The sequence below is a fragment of the Bradyrhizobium sp. 23AC genome (assembly GCF_054863025.1).
Genome location: NZ_JAVAYN010000016.1, coordinates 174,364 through 196,845 on the forward strand (window position 1 = coordinate 174,364; position 22,482 = coordinate 196,845).

Consider the following 22,482-nt stretch of genomic DNA (forward strand, 5'->3'; position numbering starts at 1 on the left):
ATGCACGCACAGACCCGATGCCCTCGACCTTAATCCTGGCGCCTTCACGCGTCAGTCGACGTGCCACCCTCAAGCGTTCACATTTGCTTGCGGCCCGTGTAAGACCCGCGGCGAACCGATCAGCTCCAACGAACGGAAGTGCCCATCATGACCGCCATCATTGACATCATCGGCCGCGAAATCCTCGATAGCCGGGGCAATCCCACCGTCGAGGTCGATGTCGTGCTGGAGGATGGCGCGCTCGGCCGGGCCGCGGTGCCGTCGGGCGCCTCCACCGGTGCCCATGAGGCGGTGGAACTGCGCGACGGCGACAAAGCGCGCTATCTCGGCAAGGGCGTCTCCAAGGCGGTCGGCGCCGTCAACGGCGAGATCTTCGAGGCCTTGAGCGGTCTCGATGCCGAGCAGCAGGCCCAGATCGACCAGATCATGATCGACCTCGATGGCACCGCGAACAAGAGCCGGCTCGGCGCCAACGCCATCCTCGGAGTCTCGCTCGCCTGCGCCAAGGCGGCCGCGAATTCGCTCGACATGCCGCTCTATCGGTATGTCGGCGGCACCTCCGCGCGCCTCTTGCCGGTGCCGATGATGAACATCATCAATGGCGGCGTGCACGCCGACAACCCGATCGACTTCCAGGAGTTCATGATCCTGCCGGTCGGCGCCTCCTCCTTCGCCGAAGGCCTGCGCTATGGCGCTGAAGTCTTCCACACCCTGAAGTCGGAGCTGAAGAAGGCCGGCCACAACACCAATGTCGGCGACGAGGGTGGCTTTGCCCCGAACCTGCCGTCCGCCGATGCCGCGCTGGAATTCGTGATGAACGCGATCGGCAAGGCCGGCTTCAAGGCAGGGACCGACATCGTGCTCGGCCTCGATTGCGCCTCGACCGAGTTCTTCAAGGGGGGCAAGTACGTCTATGAAGGCGAGGGCAAGACCCGCTCGATCTCGGAGCAGGCCAAGTACCTTGCGGACCTCGTCGGCCGTTATCCCATCGTCACCATCGAGGACGGCATGTCGGAAGACGACATGGACGGCTGGAAGGAGCTCACCGACCTGATCGGCAAGAAGTGCCAGCTGGTCGGCGACGACCTGTTCGTCACCAACGTCAAGCGCCTCGCCGACGGTATCAAGACCGGCCGCGCCAACTCGATCCTGATCAAGGTCAACCAGATCGGCACGCTGACCGAGACGCTCGCCGCCGTCGAGATGGCGCACAAGGCCGGCTACACCTCGGTGATGTCGCACCGCTCCGGCGAGACCGAGGATTCCACCATCGCCGATCTCGCGGTCGCCACCAATTGCGGTCAGATCAAGACCGGCTCCCTTGCACGTTCCGATCGCACCGCCAAATACAATCAGCTTCTGCGCATCGAGCAGCAGCTCGGCAAGCAGGCGCTATACGGCGGCAAGGCCGCACTGAAAGCGCTGGCATAAGCCAGCGATTCGATTCGAGAAAAGACGGACAGGGGAGGATCGACATGAGCGACGGCAAGATTGGACTGCAACTGCGTTCGCTGCTGAAGAAGAGCGGCGAGCTGGAATTGTCCCTCGTGAATGTCCCGACGCCGGAGCCGGCCGACGATGAGGTCGTGGTTCGCGTCGAGGCGACACCGATCAACCCGTCCGATCTCGGCCTCCTGATCGGGCCCGCCGACATGTCGGCCGCCAAGGCCTCCGGCACGAAGGAGATGCCGGTCATCACCGCGGCGATGCCGGAGGCTGCGATGAGGATGATGGGGGCCCGGCTCGATCAGTCGCTGCCGGTCGGCAACGAGGGCGCCGGCACGGTGATCGGGGCCGGATCGTCGGATGCTGCGAAGGCGCTGATGGGCAAGACCGTGTCGATGATCGGCGGCGCGATGTACACGCAGTACCGCGTGCTGAAGGTCCGCGACGTCATGGAGCTGCCGGCGGGCACCACGGCCGCCGACGGTGCGTCCTGGTTCGTCAATCCGCTGACCGCGCTCGGCATGACCGAGACGATGCGGCGGGAGGGCCATAAGGCGCTCGTGCACACCGCGGCGGCGTCCAATCTCGGCCAGATGCTCAACAAGATCTGCATCAAGGACGGCATCGGCCTCGTCAACATCGTCCGGAGCAAGGAGCAGGCCGATATCCTGCACAAGATCGGCGCCAAGCACGTCGTGGATTCCGGCGCGCCTGATTTCACGGACGATCTCACCAATGCATTGGTCGAGACCGGCGCCACGATCGCCTTCGATGCCATCGGTGGCGGCAAGCTGGCCAGCCAGATTCTGACCGCCATGGAAGTTGCCGCCAACAAGACTGCGAAGGAATACAGCCGCTACGGCTCCAACGTATACAAGCAGATCTATATTTATGGCAGCCTCGACAACCGTCCGACCGAATTGAGCCGGTCGTTCGGTCTGACCTGGGGCGTCGGTGGTTGGCTGCTGACGCCGTTCCTCCAGAACATCGGTCCGGCCGAGATCGGCCGGTTGCGTCAGCGCGTCGCCTCCGAGCTCAAGACCACCTTCGCCAGCCACTACACCAAGGTGGTGTCGCTGACCGAGGTGCTCGATCCCGCCAACATCGCGGTGTACGCCAAACGAGCCACCGGCGAAAAATTCCTCATCAACCCAAATAAATAATCGTGATCTGCGACGGCAGGTCACCACAGGAAGGTCTTGCCTTCTGAGCGAAGCGGGAGATTATTCCGCCGCCATTGAATGCGGAAAACCGCAAGGCTCAGAAGGGGACTCCATGACCGATCTCAATCGTCGTCATTTGCTCGCAGGCGCCGCTGCCGTCGGCGCGGCCGCAGTAACCGGCCTCCGACCGGCCGCCGTCAATGCCGCGGTGCCGCAGGCCGGGACGCAGGCGCCGGGCTTCTATCGCTACAAGGTCGGCAGCTACGAGTGCACGTCGATCAATGACGGTGCGCGCACCTTCCCGATGCCGGACAAGTTCGTCGCTAACCTGCAGAAGGACGAGGCGCTGGCCGCCGGCGAGGCGGCCTACATGCCGAAGGGCATGGTCACCGTGCCGTTCAACCCGCAGCTCATCAACACCGGCTCCAAGCTCGTCCTGATCGATACCGGCAACGGCATTGCGAATTTCGAGGCGAGCAAGGGCGCCGTCGGCCGCACCCTGCAAAATCTCCAGGCTGCCGGTGTCGAGGCGAAGAACATCGACGTGGTGCTGCTGTCGCATCTGCACCCCGATCACACCAATGGTATCCGTCTCGCCGACGGCGCGCTCGCATTCCCCAATGCGGAGATCATGGTGCCAGGCAAGGACTGGGAGTTCTGGACCAGCGCGGACAACGCCGCCAAGGCCGAGTCCCATCCGATGATGAAGAATTACTTCGCCAACGTGAAGAAGACCTTCGCCGGGCTCGAATCCAAGGTGACCAAATACGAGTGGGGCAAGGAGGTCGCGCCGGGTATCACCTCGATCGCAACCCCGGGCCACACGCCGGGCCATACCTCGTTCGCTGTCGCCTCCGGCGATGCCAAGGTGCTGATCCAGTCCGACGTCACCAACATTCCGGAATTCTTCCTGCGCAATCCCAACTGGCACGTGATGTTCGACAACGATGCCGCGTTGGCGCAGGAGACGCGCCACAAATTCTACGACATGGCGGCTGCGGAAAAGGCGACCGTCATCGGCTTCCACTTCACATTCCCGGCGGTTGGCCATGTCGAGAAGGACGGTGCCAAATATCGCCTGATCCCGTCGGCGTGGAATCCGACGATCTGATCGGGGCTAGCCGTTCGTGCGAAAGATCGGGCCGCCGCTTGGCGGCCTGATTTGTTTGGAACGAATGTCGCGGATCAATCGTAGCCCGGATGGAGCGCAGCGTGATCCGGGACCGGCGTAGCTCGGGGCAGATCCCTGGATGGCGCTGCGCTCCATCCAGACTACGGCCCAAACATCTGCTTTCGCGAAACACAGCGTTTCCAAATCGGGCCGGTTCATGCACTTGCATTAAATGATCCAGATCGCTTAAGTGCCGCCCGGCACTCCAGCTCAAGCCCTCAAGGACACCTCATGGCCTACAACATCGTCACGATCGCCGGCAGCCTGCGCAAGGACAGCTTCTCGCTGAAGATCGCCAATGCACTGGCCAAGCTTGCGCCTGATACGCTCAAGCTCGAGGTCGTCACGCCGGCCGGCATCTCGTTCTTCAACCAGGACCTCGAGGGCGCGCCGCCCGCGGACTGGCTGGCCTTCCGAGACAAGCTCCAGAAGTCGGACGGCGTGATCTTCGTCACCCCCGAATACAATCGCGCGATCCCGGGCGTGCTGAAGAATGCCATCGATGTTGCCTCGCGGCCCTACGGCAAGAGCTCGTTCAACGGCAAGCCGGTCGGCATCGTCTCGAATTCGCCTGGTCCGCTCGGCGGTGTCAGCGCCGCAAAGACGCTTCAGAACATCCTGCCGGGCATTGCGGGCCCGATCATGCAGCAGCCGGAGATCTATCTGAACGCGGTCGGCGATGCCTTCGACGCCGAAGGTAACCTCACCAAGGACTCGCTGAAGCCCGTGCTCCAGGCCTATATCGACGCCTTCGCCGCCCACGTGGGGAAGCACCACGGCTGAGGCGAAACACGCTCCGTCATGGCCGGGCTCGTCCCGGCCATCCGCGTCTTTGTGGATACCAAGAACGTGGATGCCCGGGCCTTCGCCGCGCCGAAGCGGCTTCGGCCGCGTAGGCGGGACAAAGCCCGGGCATGACGACTGGCGGCAGGGGCAATTAGCACTCCCTTAACCAACCTGTCTCATCTTCCCAAGATGGTCTCCCGCGCGCGCCTGAAATCGATCCTGACCGGACTTGCCCTCTACGCGATGGCGGCCGCCATCGTCGGCTATTTCGGCGTCAACGCCTATACCGGCAAATACGGCCTCAACGCCCGCCAGGAACTCGACCAGGAGATCATTGCGCTGACCAGCGAGCTGGCCCAACTCAAGCGTGAGCGCGCCAGGAGCGAGCAGCGGGTGTCGCTGCTGCGGTCCGAGCGGATCGACCCCGACATGCTGGACGAGCGGGCGCGCTTCCAGCTCGACTACGTCAATCCGCGCGATCTCGTTCGGATGATCCCGGCGCACTAGCGCTTTCCGCAGCTTTCGAAACCGGCAGCGAAAGCCGCTGCCGAAATCCGACCACAGTGCCTTTCCTCCTGCGAAGGTCGTAAGTCCGGAACCGGGCGGCCGCCTTGACGGCGGCGCCGCGGCGGGCTCATGCCTTCTGTGGCGCTCTTCCGAAGTTGACGCAGATCAACCGGGTGGCGCCGGCACGTTCTAGTCTGTCATCCGGAGGAAACAGTGATGAATGGGTCAATGTCCCGGCATCACGCGGCCCGTGTCGAGGCCGCCATCGCGTCAGGCCAGGCGGCACGATCCGCGCTTGTGGCCTCGTGGCGCCGTTCGTCCAGATTGCATCATCTCGATCCCGGCGGCCGCACCTCGCCGATGCGGCTGACCGAAACCGAGCTGCACGAGGCGCGCGAGCGCATCGCGCCGCTGCTGGCCGCGGCGCAAGGCGCGATGGACCGGCTCTATCAGGCCGTCGGCGCAAGCGGCTGCTGCGTGCTGCTCGCCGACGGCGAGGGCGTGCCGGTCGATCGTCGCGGCACGGCGGCGGACGATGCGACGTTTCAATCCTGGGGCCTGTGGACCGGTGCGCTCTGGAGCGAGGAGCACGAGGGCACCAACGGCATCGGCACCTGCCTCGTCGAGCAGCGTCCGCTGACGATCGACCGCGACCAGCATTTCTTCACCCGCAATACGCTTCTGAGCTGCACCGCCGTTCCGATCTACGACCATGAGGCGTCACTCGCGGGCGTGCTCGACGTCTCCTCCTGCCGCGCCGACCGCACCGACGCGTTTTCCAGCCTGATCGCGCTTGCGACGGGCGAGGCGGCCAAGCGTATCGAGGCCGATCTGTTCCGCAGGGCGTTCAGCCATGCCCGCATCGTCTTGACGCAAGCTGCGGACGGCCAGTGCGGCGGCCTCATTGCGGTCGATGCGGACGATCTCGTGATCGGCGCAACCCGTTCCGCCCGGGCGGCGCTGGGAATTGCCCCGGGCCGGGCATTGCAGCCGGTGCCCGCAACCGACCTGCTCGGTGGCGAACCCGCGCGCGATCATCTTGCCGGCGGGCAGCGCGCGGTGGTGCAGCGCGCGCTGCTCCGCGCCGGCGGCAATGTCTCGGCGGCCGCCAAGGCCCTCGGCGTCAGCCGCGCCACGCTGCACAGAAAGCTCAAGCGGTTCGAACTGAACCACTGAGCTTCGCTATTTCCTCAGCTGTCATTGCGAGCGCAGCGAAGCAATCCAGAATCTTTCCGCGGAGGGACTCTGGATTGCCTCGCTGCGCTCGCAATGACGATGTGGAGGCCGCGAGCGCTTCGTCTCGCACCGACCTCGCACACGACTGTCGCAGAACTGCGACAGGTCGGCGCCGCCATCGCTCGCATCGGGGCTGACAGAAAACACCTCTCGCGACATCGTCGGCGCAAGTCGCGACCACGCGACGAATTGCGCAAACAGCAAACATCGGGAGTGATCAATGAACAAGGTGGAATTCCTCAGCGTCACCAAAGTTCCCTTTGCCGAACGCTATGACAACTTCATCGGCGGCAAGTTCGTCGCGCCGATCTCCGGCAAATATTTCGACAACGCCTCGCCGGTGAACGGCCAGATCGTCTGCAAGATCGCGCGCTCGGACGCGCAGGACGTCGAGCTGGCCCTCGACGCTGCGCATGCCGCCAAGGGTGCCTGGGGCCGTACCAGCGTCGCCGAGCGCGCCGCGGTCCTGAACCGGATCGCCGACCGCATGGAAGAAAATCTCGAGCGTCTCGCCATTGCCGAGACCTGGGACAACGGCAAGCCGATCCGCGAGACCCGCGCCGCCGATATCCCGCTCGCGATCGATCACTTCCGCTACTTCGCCGGCGTGGTGCGCGCCCAGGAGGGTTCGATCGGCGAGATCGACCACGACACCATCGCCTATCATTTCCACGAGCCGCTCGGCGTGGTCGGCCAAATCATCCCCTGGAACTTCCCGCTGCTGATGGCCTGCTGGAAGCTCGCCCCCGCGCTCGCCGCCGGCAATTGTGTCGTGCTCAAGCCCGCCGAGCAGACCCCGGCCTCGATCATGGTCTGGGCCGAGATCATCGGCGACCTGCTGCCGCCCGGCGTCCTCAACATCGTCAACGGCTTTGGTCTGGAAGCCGGCAAGCCGCTGGCCTCCAGCCCGCGGATCGCCAAGATCGCCTTCACCGGCGAGACCTCGACGGGCCGGCTGATCATGCAATATGCCAGCCAGAACCTCATTCCGGTCACGCTGGAGCTCGGTGGCAAGTCGCCGAACATCTTCTTCAACGACGTTACCGCCGAGGACGACGATTACTTCGACAAGGCGATCGAGGGCTTCGTCATGTTCGCGCTGAACCAGGGCGAGGTCTGCACCTGTCCGAGCCGCGCGCTGGTCCACGCCGACATCTATGACCGCTTCATGGAGCGGGCGCTGAAGCGCGTCGCGGCGATCAAGCAGGGCGACCCGCGCGATGCCGCCACCATGATCGGCGCGCAGGCATCCGGCGAGCAGCTCGCAAAAATCCTGTCCTACATCGACATCGGCAAGCAGGAGGGGGCCAAGGTGCTCGCCGGCGGCGGACGTGCCGAGCTCGGCGGCGATCTCGCCGGCGGCTTCTACGTCAAGCCGACCGTGTTCGAGGGCCACAACAAGATGCGGATCTTCCAGGAGGAGATCTTTGGCCCCGTGGTCTCGGTCACGACCTTCAGGAACGACGACGAGGCGCTCGAGATCGCCAACGACACCCTCTACGGCCTCGGGGCCGGCGTCTGGAGCCGCGATGCCAACCGTTGCTACCGCTTCGGCCGGGCCATCCAGGCCGGCCGGGTCTGGACCAACTGCTACCACGCCTATCCCGCCCATGCGGCGTTCGGCGGCTACAAGCAGTCGGGCGTCGGTCGCGAGACCCACAAGATGATGCTCGATCATTATCAGCAGACCAAGAATCTCCTGGTCAGCTACAGCCCGAAGAAGCTCGGCTTCTTCTGATCGAGGTGCGGAGAGGGCGGCGCCATCTTGGCGCCGTCCGCTCCGAAGGCCCGGATCGGCATGGTCCATAGTTCTTGATCCGGCCACGAATCTGCACGCGCACGTGGCGCCCATAGATTTGTTGCCCGATCAGCGCCAAAGATTTTCCAATATTTCGGCCACGTTGCACTGCGGCATAATGAAAGTCGGGCCATGCCGCTGCGGTGCTTTCCAAGGGCGTTTGAGTTGGGTTAGAGAGGACGAAAGTTTTCTCTGACCCGGAATTCCCATGGCCGCACCCAAGAAAGCCGCCGCAAGCACTCCACAGGACAAGACCGACGGCGGTTCGCCCCCGGAATTCACGAAGGAGCAGGAGCTCAAGGCGCTCCGCGACATGCTCCTGATCCGGCGGTTCGAGGAAAAGGCCGGCCAGCTCTACGGCATGGGCGCGATCGGCGGGTTCTGCCACCTCTATATCGGCCAGGAGGCCGTGGTGGTCGGCATGCAGATGGCCCTGAAGCAGGGCGATCAGGTCATTACCGGCTATCGCGATCACGGCCACATGCTTGCCACCGGAATGGATGCCAACGGCGTCATGGCCGAGCTCACGGGCCGCCGCGGCGGCTATTCCAAGGGCAAGGGCGGCTCCATGCACATGTTCAGCAAGGAGAAGCACTTTTACGGCGGCCACGGCATCGTCGGCGCCCAGGTCTCGCTCGGCACGGGTCTGGCCTTCGCCAACCACTATCGCGGCAACGACAATGTCAGCGTCACCTATTTCGGCGACGGTGCGGCCAATCAGGGCCAGGTCTATGAGAGCTTCAACATGGCGGAGCTCTGGAAGCTGCCGGTGATCTTCGTCATCGAGAACAACCGCTACGCCATGGGCACCTCGGTCTCGCGCGCCTCGGCGCAGCAGGATTTCTCCAAGCGCGGCGCGTCCTTCAACATTCCCGGCAAGCAGGTCGACGGCATGGACGTCCGCGCCGTCAAGGCCGCCGGCGACGAAGCCGCCGCCTGGTGCCGCGCCGGCAAGGGTCCCTTCATCCTGGAGATGCAGACCTACCGCTATCGCGGCCACTCGATGTCCGACCCTGCAAAATATCGCACGCGCGAGGAGGTCGAGAAGGTCCGCCATGACCAGGACCCGATCGAGCAGGTGCGCAACCGCCTCCTGGCCGCCAAGGTCAGCGAGGCCGATCTCAAGGCGATCGACGCCGAGGTGCGCGACATCGTCAACGCGTCCGCCGATTTCGCCCAACATGATCCCGAGCCGGATGCCGCCGAGCTCTGGACCGACGTTTACCGCTGAACGCGCGCAAGCTTTCTTTTGGAGTCGCTATGCCAATTCAAGTGCTGATGCCCGCGTTGTCGCCCACGATGGAGAAGGGCAACCTCGCCAAATGGCTGAAGAAAGAGGGCGAGACGATCAAGTCCGGCGATGTCATCGCCGAGATCGAGACCGATAAGGCGACCATGGAGGTCGAAGCGACCGACGAGGGGACGCTCGGCAAGATCCTGATCCCCGAGGGGACCGCCGACGTCGCGGTGAACACGCCGATCGCGACCATTCTCGCCGACGGCGAGAGCGCGGCTGATTTGGCCAAGACGCCGGCACCCGCGCAGAAGGCTGCCGAATCCGCACCGCCTGCCGCCGCAAAGGCTGAGGCGCCCGCGCCCAAGGCTACGCCGGCGCCGCAGGCTGTCGCCGAGCCTGATCCCGAAGTGCCCGCCGGCACCGAGATGATCACGCAGACCATCCGCGAAGCCTTGCGCGATGCCATGGCCGAAGAGATGCGCCGCGACGCCGACGTCTTCGTGATGGGCGAAGAGGTCGCCGAATATCAGGGCGCCTACAAGGTCACGCAGGGCCTGCTCCAGGAGTTTGGCGCCAAGCGCGTCATCGACACCCCGATCACCGAGCACGGCTTTGCCGGTGTCGGCGTCGGTGCCGCGATGACGGGCCTCAAGCCCATCGTCGAGTTCATGACCTTCAACTTCGCCATGCAGGCGATCGACCAGATCATCAACTCCGCGGCCAAGACGCTCTATATGTCCGGCGGCCAGATGGGCTGCTCGATCGTGTTCCGCGGACCCAACGGCGCGGCTGCGCGCGTCGCCGCCCAGCACAGCCAGGATTATTCGGCCTGGTACTCGAACGTCCCGGGCCTGAAGGTCGTCGCGCCGTTCTCGGCCGCCGATTACAAGGGTCTTCTGAAGGCTGCGATCCGCGATCCCAATCCGGTGATCTTCCTCGAGAACGAGGTGCTCTACGGCCACACCGGCGAGGTGCCGAAGCTCGACGACTTCGTGATCCCGATCGGCAAGGCCCGCATCGTGCGCACCGGCAGCCATGTCTCGATCATCTCCTGGTCGAACGGCATGACCTATGCGCTGAAGGCCGCCGACGAGCTCGCCAAGGAGGGCATCGAGGCCGAGGTGATCGACCTGCGCACGCTGCGTCCCATGGACACCGAGACCATCATCAACTCGGTGAAGAAGACTGGCCGTGCCGTCACGGTGGAAGAGGGCTGGGCCCAGAGCGGCGTCGGCGCCGAGATTGCCGCGCGCATCATGGAGAACGCCTTCGACTATCTGGACGCGCCTGTCGCGCGCGTCTCCGGCAAGGACGTGCCGATGCCCTATGCAGCGAACCTGGAGAAGCTCGCGCTGCCGTCGGCGGCAGAAGTCGTCGAGGCCGCCAAAGCCGTCTGCTACAGGTAGATCATGGCGGGCCCGAAGGAGCAGCCACTTCCGCCCGACGTCATGACCCGCGACGACGCGGTCGAGATCCTGCGCGTGTTCGTGCTGGACGGCGGGCTGTCGATGGCGTTCCAGCGCGCCTTCGAGGAGCCCGACATGTGGGGCTTGCTGCTCGTCGATCTCGCCCGCCACGCCGCGCGCGCCTATGCGCGCGAGAGCGAATATACCGAAGAGGACGCGCTGAACCGGATCTTGGAGATGTTCCAGGCCGAGATCGAGCGTCCCACCGACACCGGTACCACGACGCCGCGCGGCAAGGGACACTGACCGTGGCGATCGAAGCTCATCATTTCGATTTCATGCTGGAGGCGATCCGCGAGGCGGAGGCCTCGATCGCGCAGGGCGGCCTGCCGATCGGCGCCGTGCTGACGCGCGACAACAAAATCATCGCCCGCGGCCACAACAACCGCGTGCAGGAGAACAATCCGATCCTGCACGGCGAGATGAGCTGCCTGCGCGAAGCCGGCGCGATCTCGTTCCACGACACCGTCATGTACACCACGCTGTCGCCATGCTCGATGTGCGCCGGCGCGCTGGGGCTCTTCAAGGTCAAGCTCGTGGTGATCGGGGAATCCGTCACTTTCGAGGGATCCAAGGACATCCTCGACAAGTTCGGCATCCCCTGGATCGATCTTGCCGACGACCGCTCCATCAGCATGATGAAGAATTGGCGTTCCATCCCTGCCAATGAGCGCCTGTGGCAGGGCGACATCGGCAACTAAACCTGGTCTGTTCGTCTCCGCTGTCGGAGGCGACATTTTGCAAAGTTCTTCTTGAGGTCAGCATGCCCATCAACATCCTGATGCCCGCTCTCTCGCCGACGATGGAGAAGGGCAACCTCGCCAAGTGGCTGAAGAAGGAAGGCGACAAGGTCAAATCCGGCGATGTCATCGCCGAGATCGAGACCGACAAGGCGACCATGGAGGTCGAGGCGATCGACGAGGGCACGATCGCCAAGATCCTGGTGCCCGAGGGTACGCAGGACGTCCCGGTCAATGACGTGATCGCGGTGCTCGCCGGCGAAGGCGAGGACGTGAAGGCGGCGGGTGCCGCCAAGCCCAGCGCTTCGGCCGCACCTCCGAAGGCTGCCGAGGCTCCTGCTGCGGCGCCGGCTCCCGCAGCTGCGCCTGCCGCGCCCAAAGCCGCGCCGTCGCCGGCTGCTGCACCTGCGCCGCAGGCCGCAACTCCGGCCGCGCAAAGCAACGGCCAAGGTGGTCGCGTGTTCTCCTCGCCGCTGGCGCGGCGTCTCGCCAAGGACGCCGGCATCGACGTGGCGATGGTAACAGGCACCGGCCCGCACGGCCGCGTGGTCGCGCGCGACGTCGAGCAGGCCAAGTCGGGCAAGGGCCTCAAGGCGCCTGCCGCGGCACCATCAGGTGCGCCCTCGATCGCGCCCACCATGTCGGACAAGCAGATCCTGTCGCTGTTCGAGCCCGGCTCCTACGACATCGTCCCGCATGACGGCATGCGCCGTACCATTGCGCAGCGCCTGACTGCATCGATCCAGAACGTCCCGCACTTCTACCTGACCATCGACTGCGACATCGGCAAGCTCCTCGCTGCCCGCGAGGAAATCAACGCTGCCGCGCCGAAGGACAAGGAGAAGAAGCCGCTCTACAAGATCTCGGTCAACGACTTCGTCATCAAGGCGATGGCGGTGGCGCTGCAGAAGATCCCGAACTGCAACGTCAGCTGGACCGAAAGCGGCATGGTCAAGCACCACCATTCCGACGTCGGCGTCGCCGTGGCGATGCCCGGCGGCCTGATCACGCCGATCATCCGGAAAGCCGAGACCAAGACGCTCTCGACCATCTCCAACGAGATGAAGGATTTCGCCGCGCGCGCCCGTTCCCGAAAATTGAAGCCCGAGGAGTACCAGGGCGGCACCACCGCAGTCTCCAACCTCGGCATGTACGGCATCAGCCACTTCACCGCCGTGATCAACCCGCCGCATGCGACCATCCTCGCGGTCGGCACCAGCGAGGAACGCCCTGTGGTACGCGGCGGCAAGATCGAGATCGCGCACATGATGAGCGTAACCTTGTCCTGCGATCACCGCGCCATCGACGGTGCGCTCGGCGCCGAGCTGATCGGCGCCTTCAAGCAGTTGATCGAAAACCCTGTGATGATGATGGTCTGACGCGGCGGCAGAGGGCGCAATTTTGCATGTCCGTACCCGCTGGCCATGGATATCGCTGCTGCTCGGAGCCGTCGTCGCGCTCAACCCGATCGGGCTCGATTTTCTGCACTCTGCGTTCTTTGCCGGTGAGCAACTGGCACGGAACATCGCCCAGCCCATCGTGCTCATCGCTCTGGCCGTCATGGTCCTGGCGCTGATGCTCGAATGGCTGGTGAGGTCTTTTCTGGTCAAGCGCCGCGCCCGCGGCGCCTCTTGAGTTGAACGGGAGCCGCCATGGCCGACACATCCTTCGATATCATCATCATCGGCTCCGGTCCCGGCGGCTATGTCACCGCGATCCGCGCCGCTCAGCTCGGCTTCAAGGTCGCGATCGTCGAGAAGTCGTATCTCGGCGGCATCTGCCTGAACTGGGGCTGCATCCCGACCAAGGCGCTGCTGCGCTCCGCCGAGATCTATCACTACATGCAGCACGCCGGGGATTACGGCCTGTCGGCGGAGAAGGTCTCGTTCGATCCGAAGGCCGTGGTGCAGCGCTCGCGCGGCGTCTCCAAGCGGCTGAACGATGGCGTCGGCTTCCTGATGAAGAAGAACAAGGTCAGCGTGATCTGGGGCGCGGCCTCGATCGACGCGCCCGGCAAAGTCACCGTGAAGAAGTCCGACGTCGAGGCGCCGAAGGGCACGCTGGGCGAGGGGAGCTATCAGGCCAAGCACATCATTGTCGCCACCGGCGCGCGGCCGCGCGTGCTGCCGGGGCTCGAGCCCGACAAGAAGCTGGTCTGGACCTATTTCGAGGCCATGGTTCCGGAGCGGATGCCGAAGTCGCTGCTGGTGGTCGGCTCCGGCGCGATCGGCATCGAATTCGCCTCGTTCTTCCACACCATGGGCTCGGACGTGACGGTGGTCGAGGTGCTGCCGCAGATCCTGCCCGTCGAAGACGCCGAGATCGCGGGCCTCGCGCGCAAGCGCCTGGAGAAGCAGGGCCTCAAGATCATGTCCTCGACCAAGGTGACCAAGCTCGAGAAGAAGGCCGACAGCGTCGTCGCCACCATCAACGACGGCAAGGGCAAGCCTGTGACCACCGAGTTCGAGCGCGTGATCTCGGCGGTCGGCGTCGTCGGCAATATCGAGAATCTCGGCCTGGAAAAAGCCGGTGTGAAGACCGACCGCGGCATCATCGTGGTCGACGGCTACGGCAAGACCAACGTCCCCGGCATCTACGCCATCGGCGACGTCGCGGGACCCCCGATGCTTGCACACAAGGCCGAGCATGAGGGCGTGATCTGCGTTGAGGCGATCAAGGGCCTGCATCCGCACCCGATGGACAAGAACATGATCCCGGGCTGCACCTATTGCCATCCGCAAGTCGCATCCGTCGGCCTGACTGAAGCCAAGGCCAAGGAGAGCGGCCGCGAGATCCGCGTCGGCCGCTTCCCCTTCGTCGGCAACGGCAAGGCGATTGCGCTCGGCGAGGACCAGGGTCTGGTCAAGGTGATCTTCGACAAGAAGACCGGCCAGCTGTTAGGGGCCCACATGGTCGGCGCCGAGGTCACCGAGCTGATCCAAGGCTACGTCGTTGCCATGAACCTGGAGACGACGGAAGAAGAGCTGATGCACACGGTCTTCCCGCATCCGACCCTGTCGGAGATGATGAAGGAAGCCGTGCTCGATGCGTATGGGCGGGTGTTGAATATTTGATGGATGAGCCGGCGGGCTGTGGGACCCGTCATCCTGAGGTGCGAGGCCAGCGGTGCATAGCACAGCTGGCCGAGCCTCGAAGGATGAACGGCCGAGCTGCAGCAGCCGGGCTCGTCGCCCTTCGAGGCCTCCGCTTCGCTCCGGCGCCTCAGGGTGACGGGTTTGATAGAGAAATACGAAAACAAGAAGAGGGAATGAACCCATGCACGACAACGACAACCTCACCATCGAACGCCCGACCTTCGTCACCCATCTCGAATGCGCGATGGAAGGGGATCATTACGCGGCCGATCAGGTCCATAACCTCTCGAAAGCCGGCAAGCCGCTGCTGGTGCGCTACGACCTTGCCGGGGTGAAGAAGGCGCTGACCAAGGACGCGCTCGCGCAACGCCCCGGCGACATGTGGCGCTACCGCGAGCTGCTGCCGGTGCGCAAGTGCAAGGACATCGTCTCGCTCGGCGAGGTCACCACGCCCCTGATCCGACTGCCCAAGCTCGGCAACAAGCTCGGCGGCGGCGAGATCATCGTCAAGGACGAGGGCCGTTTGCCGACCGGCTCGTTCAAGGCGCGCGGTCTCGTGATGGCGGTGTCGATGGGCAAGGCGCTCGGCATCAAGCACATGGCGATGCCGACCAATGGCAATGCCGGCGCGGCGCTCGCGGCCTATGCGACGTCCTGCGGCATCAAGACCACGATCTTCTGCCCGGCCGATACGCCCGAGGTGAATGTCAGCGAGATCGAGCTGCAGGGCGCGACCGTCTACCGGGTCAACGGCTATATCGACGATTGCGGCAAGATCGTCGGCGAGGGCAAGGCCAAGGTCGGCTGGTTCGACACCTCGACCTTGAAGGAGCCGTACCGCATCGAAGGCAAGAAGACGATGGGCCTCGAGCTCGCCGAGCAGCTCGGTTGGGACGTGCCCGATGTGATCTTCTACCCGACCGGCGGCGGCACCGGCCTGATCGGCATGTGGAAGGCCTTCGACGAGCTCGAGAAGATCGGCTTCATCGGTTCGAAGCGCCCGCGCATGGTCGCGGTGCAGGCCTCCGGTTGCGCGCCGATGGTGCGGGCTTATGACGCCGGCACCGAGCATGCGACGCGCTGGGAGGACGCCCACACCATCGCGTCCGGCATCCGCGTGCCGCAGGCGATCGGCGACTTCCTGATCTTGCGCGCGGTGCGCGAGAGCAAGGGCTTTGCGATTGCTGTCGACGACGACAAGATCTCGGCGGCGCTGAACGAGGTCGCGCGCGAGGAGGGGCTTTTGCTCTGCCCCGAGGGCGCCGCCACCTACGCCGCCTACAAGGACAGCCTCGCCGACGGCCGTGTCTCGAAGGGTGACCGCGTCATGCTGTTCAACTGCGCCACCGGCCTGAAATATCCGCTGCCGCCGGTCACCCGCACGCTCGACCGTCACAAGCCGATCGACTACACGCAGTTCTAGCGCGTCATTTCGTCTCTTCACGAACGATCCCTCTTCCCGTACGCGGGAAGAGACAAAAACAAGAACGACATCGCTGGGGAGAAGACAATGACGAAAGCCGTCTGGGCTGCGCTGTTTGCTATTCTCGCTGTGACCGGCGCCGCGCGCGCCGATGACTATCCCTCCCGTCCCATCACTATCATCGTGCCCTTCTCGGCCGGCGGCCCGTCGGATGCGATGGCGCGTGTGCTCGCCGAGCGGATGCGCACTGCGCTCGGCCAGCCTCTCGTGGTCGAGAACGTCACCGGTGCGGGCGGGTCGATCGGCGTCGGCCGCGCCGTGCAATCGCCGCCGGACGGCTACACGATTTCCTTCGGCCATCTCGGCACTCACGTCGCCAACGGGGCCGTCTACAAGCTCAAATACGACCTCGTTGCCGACCTCGAGCCGGTGGTGCTACTGCCGAGCAATCCGATGATCGTCGTCAGCAAGAACGCGGTGCCCGCGACCTCGCTGAAAGAGCTGATCGAATGGCTGAAGTCCCGGCCGTCGCCGCCGACAGCGGGCACCGCCGGCGCCGGCTCCGGCAGCCACATCGCCGGCGTCTATTTCGAGAGCGTCTCCGGCATCAAGCTGCAATACGTGCCGTATCGCGGCACCGCGCCCGCGCTGAACGATCTCATCGCCGGCCAGATCGACGTCATCATCGACCAGACCTCCAACTCCATCGCGCAGGTCCGCGCCGGCACCATCCGCGCCTACGCCATCACCGACAGCAAGCGCCTGTCCTCGGCGCCTGAGATTCCGACCGCGGAGGAGGCGGGCTTGAAGGGTTTCAACATGACGCTGTGGTCGGGTATGTGGGTGCCGAAGGGCACGCCAAAGGAGATCGTTGCCAAACTCAATGCTGCGGCGGTGGAGGCGCTGAACGATCCGGCGGTGAAGAAGCAGCTCGAAAGCCAGGGGCTGGAGATGACGCCGAAGGACCAGCTCACGCCCGAAGCGCTCGGCACCCGTCAGAAGGCCGAGATTGCCAAATGGTGGCCAATGATCAAGGCGGCCAACATCAAGGTGGATTGAGCACGACGCATGGCCACAGGCGTGTCCTGGTCTGGGGACCCGGCGGGACGGGGCGCCGTCGCATCACATCGTGGCGTCGCCGGGGTCCGACAGTGCGGTCTCCAGGCACTGGATCAGGGCCGGCGTTGAAAACGGCTTGGCGAGAAAGCAGATCGCGCCGGCCCTCAGTGCCCGCTCGCGTACGGCCTCGTCCGGAAAAGCCGTCATGAAAATGAAGGGCGTGATGCGCCCGAGGCCGCGCATATGCGTCAGCAGCTCGACGCCGCTCATGACCGCCATCTGCACGTCCGTGATCACGCAGCAGGTCGTCTCCAGTTCGGCGGATTGGAGAAATTCGTGAGCCGAGCCAAAGGTGTAGACCGTGTACCCGCGCGACGTCAGGAGGTTGTTCGTCGCAAGGCGAACGGAGGCATCATCATCAATGACGGAAACGATCGAAGACGCTGACAATTTAATCGCTCCTGCACGGGGAGCCGCCGGCCACGATTCAGCCGCTCGAGGCAAGGTGGGCCACTGGAGCGAGATTGGAAAGCATACTTAGGTTTGCAGATGACCCCTGTTGCGCGGGATTCCGAGCGCGTCGGTCATTCTGACGAGGTCGGCCAACGACTTTGCCGCCATTTTCCGCATGATCTGGCCGCGATAGATCTTCACGGTGATTTCGGCCAATCCAAGCTCGGCGGCGACCTGCTTGTTCATCAGGCCGGACGCAACCAGGGCGAGGACGTCGCGTTCGCGCGCCGTCAGCCCCTCGTAACGGGATCTCACGCCTGAGATCGACTGCTCGGCATCGCGCCGCTTGCGATCGCGTTCGATCGCCGCCTGCACCGCATCCAGCATGTCCTGGTCGCGCACCGGCTTGGTCAGAAAATCGACGGCACCGCTTTTCATGGCTCTTACGGTCATGGGAATATCGCCGTGACCGGTGATGAAGATAATGGGCGTGTGAATATTGGCTTTGGCGAGGTCCGCCTGGAGGTCGAGGCCACTCAAGCCGGGCAGGCGGATGTCGAGCACGAGGCAACTGGGGACTGCAGGCGGTTTCGCCTCCATGATTTCCGCCGCCGAACTGAAGGCTTCGACCTTGAGGCCGACCGATTGAAAGAGATTGGTGAGCGCACGGCGCATCGACGGATCATCATCGACGATCAGGACGATCGGATCACCGGCGCTCGCCTGGGCCTGCTTGGCATGATCAGTCACGACGTGTCCTTGTTTGGCAAGGGCAGGGCGATCTGGAATGTTGCACCACTCCCTTCATTTTGAATGGCCGAAAGCCGGCCCGCATGAGCCTCGATGATCGATCGGCAGATCGAGAGTCCCATTCCCAGACCGCCCGATTTGGTCGTGAAGAAGGGAGTGAAGATGCGTTCCTTGACGTCTTTGCCAAGGCCGACACCGCTGTCCGTCACGGTGAGGAGCAGGCGGTCGTCGTCCGTCCGGCTCGAGCGGATCGCCAGCTCGCGCGGGCGGTCGACATTGGCATGCATGGCATCGATGCCGTTCACCACCAGGTTGATCAGCACCTGCTGAAGCTGGATCCGGTCGCCGCAAATCCTGGGCAGGTCGGACGCCAACTCCATTCGCACCGACACCGCATGGATCGCCAGCTCGCGCCGAACCAGCGCCACTGCCTCCCTGACGACGTGGTTGATGTCGAGTGGAGCCATTTCGATCTCGGTCTTTTTCGCAAGCGCCCTGATCCGTCGGATCACCTCGCTTGCCCGATTGGCGTCCTCGACAATCCATTCTGCGGAACGGCGCGCGGCCTTCAGGTCGGCGGGGTCGCGGTCAAGCCAAGCGATGCAAGCGTCCGCATTGGAGATCACCGCGGCAAGGGGCTGTGTGATTTCGTGGGCGATCGAGGTGGTCAGTTCGCCGAGCGTCGTGACGCGGGTGACGTGGGCGAGCTCGCCTTGCGCCTTGCGCAGCGCCTCTTCCGCCTGCTCGACGCGGATCGCCGCCGTGACGTCGCTGCTGACGCCGCGATAGCCGAGAAAATTGCCTGTCGCATCATGGAACGGCTTGCCGCTGGTTCGCACGTAGATTGGAGATCCGTTGCCATCTTTGCTGCGATAGATCAGATCGCGGAACGCAACGTGGGCATCGAGCGCCGCGCGATGCTGCTCCCATTTCTCCGGCTCGAACTCGGCATCGGGCGGAATGTCCCAGCGGGTCAGGCCGATCAAGCCCGTCGGCGCCGCGCTGGAGGTCTCGGCATGCTCCGATATCCTGGTAATGCGGTGGTCGGGCCCGGTCTCCCAGAACCAATCCGATGCGGTTTCGGCATAGTCGCGGAATCGCTGTTCGGATGTCTTGAGCTCGTCGAACGCCTTATGCAACGCATCTTTTGCCGCGAACTGCTCGGTGACGTCGACGTGCGTGCCGATGATTTCCATCACCTCGCCGTCGCGGCCGATCACAGGATGTCCCTCGCTGTGGACGCGTCTGATCGAGCCGTCGGGGCGCGCAATCCGGAAGTCGATTTGGAAGGGCTGCTTTTGCCTGACGGCTTCTCGTTCCACCTCGACGATCCGCCGAAAGTCCTCCGGCAGGATACGTTGCTGAAAAGCCCGGGCCGGGAGATCCGTCTGGTCCGGCTCAAACCCGAACAGTCGGTACAGTTCAGTCGACCGGTAGGCGAACTCCTGACGATGAACGTCCCAGGCCCAGCTGCTCGTATGGCTGAGGCGTTGGGCTTCGGCCAAATAGGCTTCGCTGCGACGCAGCCTCTGTTCCGCTTCCTTCGCAATGGTGACATCGGTCACCGCTCCGACGAACTCGATACGCCCGGATGGGTGCCGCACGGCGCGCGCCACGGAATGAAGATATTTGATCGATCCGTCGGGCATCAGCAGGCGGTATTCGTGGTCGAAATCCTCGGCCAGCTGGTAGGCCCGATCCAGGGTGCCGCGGACTGTGTCGCGATCTTCCGGATGGATGCGCTGAAAGGCGAAGCTCAGGTTCGGCTTCGTCGCGGGGTCGCATTGGAAGATGCGGAAGGTCTCCCTCGACCAGACCGCCTCGCCGGTCGCGAGGTTCAAGCCGAAGCTTCCGGTGTGGCTCAATTCCTGTGCTTGGGCGAGGTAGGCTTCGCTCTGTCGCAGCGCATCCTCGGTCTCCTTGCGCTGGGTGATGTTCTCGCAGGCGACCAGCAGGATCGGCGTGCCGTCGCCGCGCAGCATCGCCTTGGCGTTTTCGCGGACCCAGAGCACCGATCCATCCTTCCGGAACTTGCGAATCTCCCAGGTATGCGACTGGTCCACGGTCGTGAGGCACAAGGCGACGCATTGACGAACGAAATCGTGGTCTTCCTCGAAGAAGACGTTGAGCACGGATTGGCCGATCAGCTCGGCCGTCGTGTAGCCCAGTTGTGCGGCGCCAAACGTATTCACGTTGAGCACCGTTCCGGACGGATCGACCATGAAGTACATGACTGGATTGTGCTCGAACACCTCGCGCCATTGCTTCATGGCGTCACGCAGATCGGTGTTCTGCCGCGAGGCGTCAGCGACCGCGGACCGGTCCTTCTCGCCGTTGCCGAATGATCGAAGCGCCGCAAGGCCGCCGAGCAGGAATTGTGCGGCCGAAGTCCCGATTTTCGTGATTTGGCCAGGCATCATCGCAAGCGTCCCGGCGCGCTAGCGTCGAGGCGAGTAGAGCACTTTGCCAGAACAGGGGCAATTGCCCCCGACCAAAGTCGGATTCCCGGCAAAGCTCCCGGTTGCCGTGCAGCTTGCGCGCGTTGCGCCGTGTCGTTGCGCAGGCGGGCAGAGGTCCGCAAAACTACGGCCAAACCTACGTATAGCTCGCACAACCCTAGTTCTAGCGTGCATTTACCTCCGTACAATTGAGCGATGCGTTGCAGGTGGCCTAGTTTTGCAGCCAATCGAGAGGAGACGATTGCGGAGCACAAATTGCTGAAAGGCTCGGCGGAGTTGCCCCCAAAGAGCCAGGCTCTGCATCCGCCCCCTGACTTGCCGGATGAATTGGCGGTCACGATTGAGAAGCCGCATTTTCCGTGACGACCGTGGCGACCCGTGCTTGCGCACAAGGAAGCCGGGACCCCTAAGAGGTCAAGAGGAGAGGATGATGTGCGATAGCCCCGAGTACTCCGAGCGCCGTCCTGAGACCAAAGGCTGTGCTGTCTGCGCGGCGAAGTTTGGCCTGATCCGATACTATTCCTGGCGGACGCCGCTCTGCTCGAGGAAATGTCTCGACCGGTTCAGGGCGCGCCGCGAGCGCGACCGCCGCTGGTTGTTCCGATATCAGGCGGCCTGAGGACCAGCCGCCGCGTCTGCCACCTCAGGCAATTTCTTCGTCGGGAGGCTGCGTTGAACCGTACCTGCAAGCTGCTGTTGGCGATCGCGCTGCCGCTTCCGCTGGTGACGGGCGTGGAGGCCGACGAAGCCGGACGAGATGGTTCACATCGTCACCATCCGCCCCAGGATCAACTGCTGCACGAGAAGTTCTATTCGAGCTGGCACATGCCGGACAATCCGGTTCTGAGCTGCTGCAACAATGCCGATTGCTACCCGACCGAGATTCGCTACGTCGACGGCAGGATCTACGCGCGGCGCCGGGAAGACGGCAAATACATCCTGATCCCGTCCCAGAAGGTCGAGCGCAACAGAGACAATCCCGACGGCCGCAACCATATCTGCGCGCCACCGCCGTCCGCCTCTCTGGTCGACTTGGTCTACTGTTTCGCGTTGGGAGGTGCCACGTGAGATTCATATTGGTGAACGGCAGAACCCCGTTCCGCAAGACGTCGTGCCTTTGGTGCTGCGAGGAGATCGATGGTGGCTATCTGCGCGATGCCAGGACGCTGCTGCGCTACTGCGGCTACGACTGCTACGCGCTTCATCACGAGGCCGCGCCGTTGATCGAGGGACGTACGCGCGCGGCATCTTGAGCCGTCAGGCTGGCAGAACGCATTCGGCGGATCTGCCTTCGGTAGGAGAGGACACGGCATTGAGATTCATGCTCGTCAATCAGGAACATCCCTGCCACGGCGGCGTCTGCAGTGCATGCGCCCGGCCGCTGGGTGCAAGTTACGTCCGGCATGTGTCCAAGCAAGAGCGGTATTGCGACTACGGTTGCTACCGTCAGCAGACGGCCATGGACATGCTGTGGCCCCGCATCCCGTTCGAGGCGATCGCGATGCTGACGGCGATCTCGAGCTGGGGCTGGATGATTCAGATGGGCGCGCTGTCGCGCGCATTGGCCGAGGCATATCTGCGCGAGTACGACCTTCTGACCATGGAAGGAGGTGACGGCTAGCTGAACGATGCAGGCCGCGCAGAGAGCGGTCGGCCGCAGTCCCGCGTCCAGCCCGCGCCGCGTCCAGCCCCG

General features: G+C 64.0%; 22 protein-coding genes. 19 read left to right on the forward strand and 3 right to left on the reverse strand.

What is annotated here, in order from left to right; translation table 11 throughout:
- Positions 1-147 precede the first annotated feature (147 nt).
- From eno to RAD10_RS30160, 16 genes are all read left to right on the forward strand, one after another.
- Entirely contained in the window at positions 148-1,431 is a 1,284-nt protein-coding gene (gene eno / locus RAD10_RS30085; protein WP_104461569.1) for a phosphopyruvate hydratase, read from the forward strand.
- Positions 1,432-1,475: 44 nt separating this feature from the next.
- Positions 1,476-2,609 (forward strand): zinc-binding dehydrogenase, encoded by a 1,134-nt coding sequence (locus RAD10_RS30090; protein WP_461620335.1) that lies wholly within the window; start codon positions 1,476-1,478, stop codon positions 2,607-2,609.
- A 112-nt stretch (positions 2,610-2,721) separates the two neighbouring features.
- On the forward strand, positions 2,722-3,720 hold the full coding sequence (locus RAD10_RS30095) for an MBL fold metallo-hydrolase (RefSeq protein WP_461620336.1): 999 nt from the start codon (positions 2,722-2,724) through the stop codon (positions 3,718-3,720).
- Between the two features lie 291 nt (positions 3,721-4,011).
- A complete protein-coding gene (locus tag RAD10_RS30100; RefSeq protein ID WP_091965733.1) occupies positions 4,012-4,563 on the forward strand; it encodes an NADPH-dependent FMN reductase in 552 nt (183 codons plus the stop codon).
- 192 nt (positions 4,564-4,755) lie between these two features.
- Positions 4,756-5,073 (forward strand): FtsB family cell division protein, encoded by a 318-nt coding sequence (locus RAD10_RS30105; RefSeq protein WP_018320286.1) that lies wholly within the window; start codon positions 4,756-4,758, stop codon positions 5,071-5,073.
- A 216-nt stretch (positions 5,074-5,289) separates the two neighbouring features.
- A complete protein-coding gene (locus RAD10_RS30110; protein ID WP_461620337.1) occupies positions 5,290-6,249 on the forward strand; it encodes a helix-turn-helix domain-containing protein in 960 nt (319 codons plus the stop codon).
- A 280-nt stretch (positions 6,250-6,529) separates the two neighbouring features.
- Positions 6,530-8,047 carry an aldehyde dehydrogenase gene (gene adh, locus RAD10_RS30115; protein ID WP_461620338.1) on the forward strand — a complete coding sequence of 506 codons (1,518 nt, stop codon included), beginning with the start codon at positions 6,530-6,532 and terminating at the stop codon, positions 8,045-8,047.
- 268 nt (positions 8,048-8,315) lie between these two features.
- Positions 8,316-9,338 carry a pyruvate dehydrogenase (acetyl-transferring) E1 component subunit alpha gene (gene pdhA / locus RAD10_RS30120; RefSeq protein ID WP_092256959.1) on the forward strand — a complete coding sequence of 341 codons (1,023 nt, stop codon included), beginning with the start codon at positions 8,316-8,318 and terminating at the stop codon, positions 9,336-9,338.
- Positions 9,339-9,367: 29 nt separating this feature from the next.
- Positions 9,368-10,750 (forward strand): pyruvate dehydrogenase complex E1 component subunit beta, encoded by a 1,383-nt coding sequence (locus tag RAD10_RS30125; RefSeq protein ID WP_461620339.1) that lies wholly within the window; start codon positions 9,368-9,370, stop codon positions 10,748-10,750.
- 3 nt (positions 10,751-10,753) lie between these two features.
- A complete protein-coding gene (locus tag RAD10_RS30130; protein ID WP_018320291.1) occupies positions 10,754-11,056 on the forward strand; it encodes a DUF5076 domain-containing protein in 303 nt (100 codons plus the stop codon).
- Between the two features lie 2 nt (positions 11,057-11,058).
- Positions 11,059-11,511: a nucleoside deaminase gene (locus RAD10_RS30135; protein WP_461620340.1), complete on the forward strand. Its 453-nt coding sequence runs from the start codon at positions 11,059-11,061 to the stop codon at positions 11,509-11,511.
- Between the two features lie 62 nt (positions 11,512-11,573).
- The gene (locus tag RAD10_RS30140) at positions 11,574-12,929 is read left to right on the forward strand and encodes a pyruvate dehydrogenase complex dihydrolipoamide acetyltransferase (RefSeq protein ID WP_461620341.1); all 1,356 of its coding nucleotides are present in this window, start codon (positions 11,574-11,576) and stop codon (positions 12,927-12,929) included.
- A 22-nt stretch (positions 12,930-12,951) separates the two neighbouring features.
- Positions 12,952-13,185, forward strand: a complete 234-nt coding sequence (locus RAD10_RS30145) for a hypothetical protein (protein WP_018320294.1) — start codon at positions 12,952-12,954, stop codon at positions 13,183-13,185.
- 17 nt (positions 13,186-13,202) lie between these two features.
- Positions 13,203-14,624, forward strand: a complete 1,422-nt coding sequence (gene lpdA / locus RAD10_RS30150) for a dihydrolipoyl dehydrogenase (RefSeq protein ID WP_461620342.1) — start codon at positions 13,203-13,205, stop codon at positions 14,622-14,624.
- Between the two features lie 202 nt (positions 14,625-14,826).
- Positions 14,827-16,068, forward strand: coding sequence for a threonine synthase (locus RAD10_RS30155; RefSeq protein WP_461620343.1), 1,242 nt, complete (start codon positions 14,827-14,829; stop codon positions 16,066-16,068).
- Between the two features lie 87 nt (positions 16,069-16,155).
- Positions 16,156-17,127 carry a tripartite tricarboxylate transporter substrate binding protein BugD gene (locus RAD10_RS30160; protein ID WP_091965725.1) on the forward strand — a complete coding sequence of 324 codons (972 nt, stop codon included), beginning with the start codon at positions 16,156-16,158 and terminating at the stop codon, positions 17,125-17,127.
- Between the two features lie 63 nt (positions 17,128-17,190).
- Here RAD10_RS30160 and RAD10_RS30165 read toward each other — a convergent pair whose 3' ends face one another.
- The 3 genes from RAD10_RS30165 to RAD10_RS30175 form a co-directional block, all read right to left on the reverse strand.
- The gene (locus RAD10_RS30165) at positions 17,191-17,577 is read right to left on the reverse strand and encodes a response regulator transcription factor (protein WP_091965724.1); all 387 of its coding nucleotides are present in this window, start codon (positions 17,575-17,577) and stop codon (positions 17,191-17,193) included.
- Between the two features lie 87 nt (positions 17,578-17,664).
- Positions 17,665-18,330 carry a response regulator transcription factor gene (locus RAD10_RS30170; protein ID WP_018320299.1) on the reverse strand — a complete coding sequence of 222 codons (666 nt, stop codon included), beginning with the start codon at positions 18,328-18,330 and terminating at the stop codon, positions 17,665-17,667.
- Positions 18,327-20,750 (reverse strand): PAS domain S-box protein, encoded by a 2,424-nt coding sequence (locus RAD10_RS30175; RefSeq protein WP_461620344.1) that lies wholly within the window; start codon positions 20,748-20,750, stop codon positions 18,327-18,329. The genes RAD10_RS30170 and RAD10_RS30175 overlap by 4 nt, the downstream gene beginning before the upstream one ends.
- Positions 20,751-21,461: 711 nt before the next feature.
- Between RAD10_RS30175 and RAD10_RS30180 the strand changes: the two genes are divergently transcribed.
- The 3 genes from RAD10_RS30180 (at position 21,462) to RAD10_RS30190 (ending at position 22,410) form a co-directional block, all read left to right on the forward strand.
- Positions 21,462-21,857 (forward strand): hypothetical protein, encoded by a 396-nt coding sequence (locus RAD10_RS30180; RefSeq protein WP_461620345.1) that lies wholly within the window; start codon positions 21,462-21,464, stop codon positions 21,855-21,857.
- The gene (locus tag RAD10_RS30185; RefSeq protein ID WP_165637762.1) at positions 21,854-22,042 is read left to right on the forward strand and encodes a hypothetical protein; all 189 of its coding nucleotides are present in this window, start codon (positions 21,854-21,856) and stop codon (positions 22,040-22,042) included. The genes RAD10_RS30180 and RAD10_RS30185 overlap by 4 nt, the downstream gene beginning before the upstream one ends.
- A 206-nt stretch (positions 22,043-22,248) precedes the next feature.
- Positions 22,249-22,410, forward strand: coding sequence for a hypothetical protein (locus tag RAD10_RS30190; protein WP_461620346.1), 162 nt, complete (start codon positions 22,249-22,251; stop codon positions 22,408-22,410).
- The last annotated feature ends 72 nt before the right edge of the window (positions 22,411-22,482 follow it).

Coding starts and splice junctions, on each gene's coding strand:
- RAD10_RS30160 (WP_091965725.1), top strand. CDS start 16,156: ATGACGAAAGCCGTCTGGGCTGCGCTGTTTGCTATTCTCGCTGTGACC.
- lpdA (WP_461620342.1), top strand. CDS start 13,203: ATGGCCGACACATCCTTCGATATCATCATCATCGGCTCCGGTCCCGGC.
- RAD10_RS30155 (WP_461620343.1), top strand. CDS start 14,827: ATGCACGACAACGACAACCTCACCATCGAACGCCCGACCTTCGTCACC.
- pdhA (WP_092256959.1), top strand. CDS start 8,316: ATGGCCGCACCCAAGAAAGCCGCCGCAAGCACTCCACAGGACAAGACC.
- RAD10_RS30130 (WP_018320291.1), top strand. CDS start 10,754: ATGGCGGGCCCGAAGGAGCAGCCACTTCCGCCCGACGTCATGACCCGC.
- RAD10_RS30110 (WP_461620337.1), top strand. CDS start 5,290: ATGAATGGGTCAATGTCCCGGCATCACGCGGCCCGTGTCGAGGCCGCC.
- RAD10_RS30190 (WP_461620346.1), top strand. CDS start 22,249: ATGGACATGCTGTGGCCCCGCATCCCGTTCGAGGCGATCGCGATGCTG.
- adh (WP_461620338.1), top strand. CDS start 6,530: ATGAACAAGGTGGAATTCCTCAGCGTCACCAAAGTTCCCTTTGCCGAA.
- eno (WP_104461569.1), top strand. CDS start 148: ATGACCGCCATCATTGACATCATCGGCCGCGAAATCCTCGATAGCCGG.
- RAD10_RS30095 (WP_461620336.1), top strand. CDS start 2,722: ATGACCGATCTCAATCGTCGTCATTTGCTCGCAGGCGCCGCTGCCGTC.
- RAD10_RS30140 (WP_461620341.1), top strand. CDS start 11,574: ATGCCCATCAACATCCTGATGCCCGCTCTCTCGCCGACGATGGAGAAG.
- RAD10_RS30105 (WP_018320286.1), top strand. CDS start 4,756: ATGGTCTCCCGCGCGCGCCTGAAATCGATCCTGACCGGACTTGCCCTC.
- RAD10_RS30125 (WP_461620339.1), top strand. CDS start 9,368: ATGCCAATTCAAGTGCTGATGCCCGCGTTGTCGCCCACGATGGAGAAG.
- RAD10_RS30100 (WP_091965733.1), top strand. CDS start 4,012: ATGGCCTACAACATCGTCACGATCGCCGGCAGCCTGCGCAAGGACAGC.
- RAD10_RS30090 (WP_461620335.1), top strand. CDS start 1,476: ATGAGCGACGGCAAGATTGGACTGCAACTGCGTTCGCTGCTGAAGAAG.
- RAD10_RS30175 (WP_461620344.1), bottom strand. CDS start 20,750: ATGATGCCTGGCCAAATCACGAAAATCGGGACTTCGGCCGCACAATTC.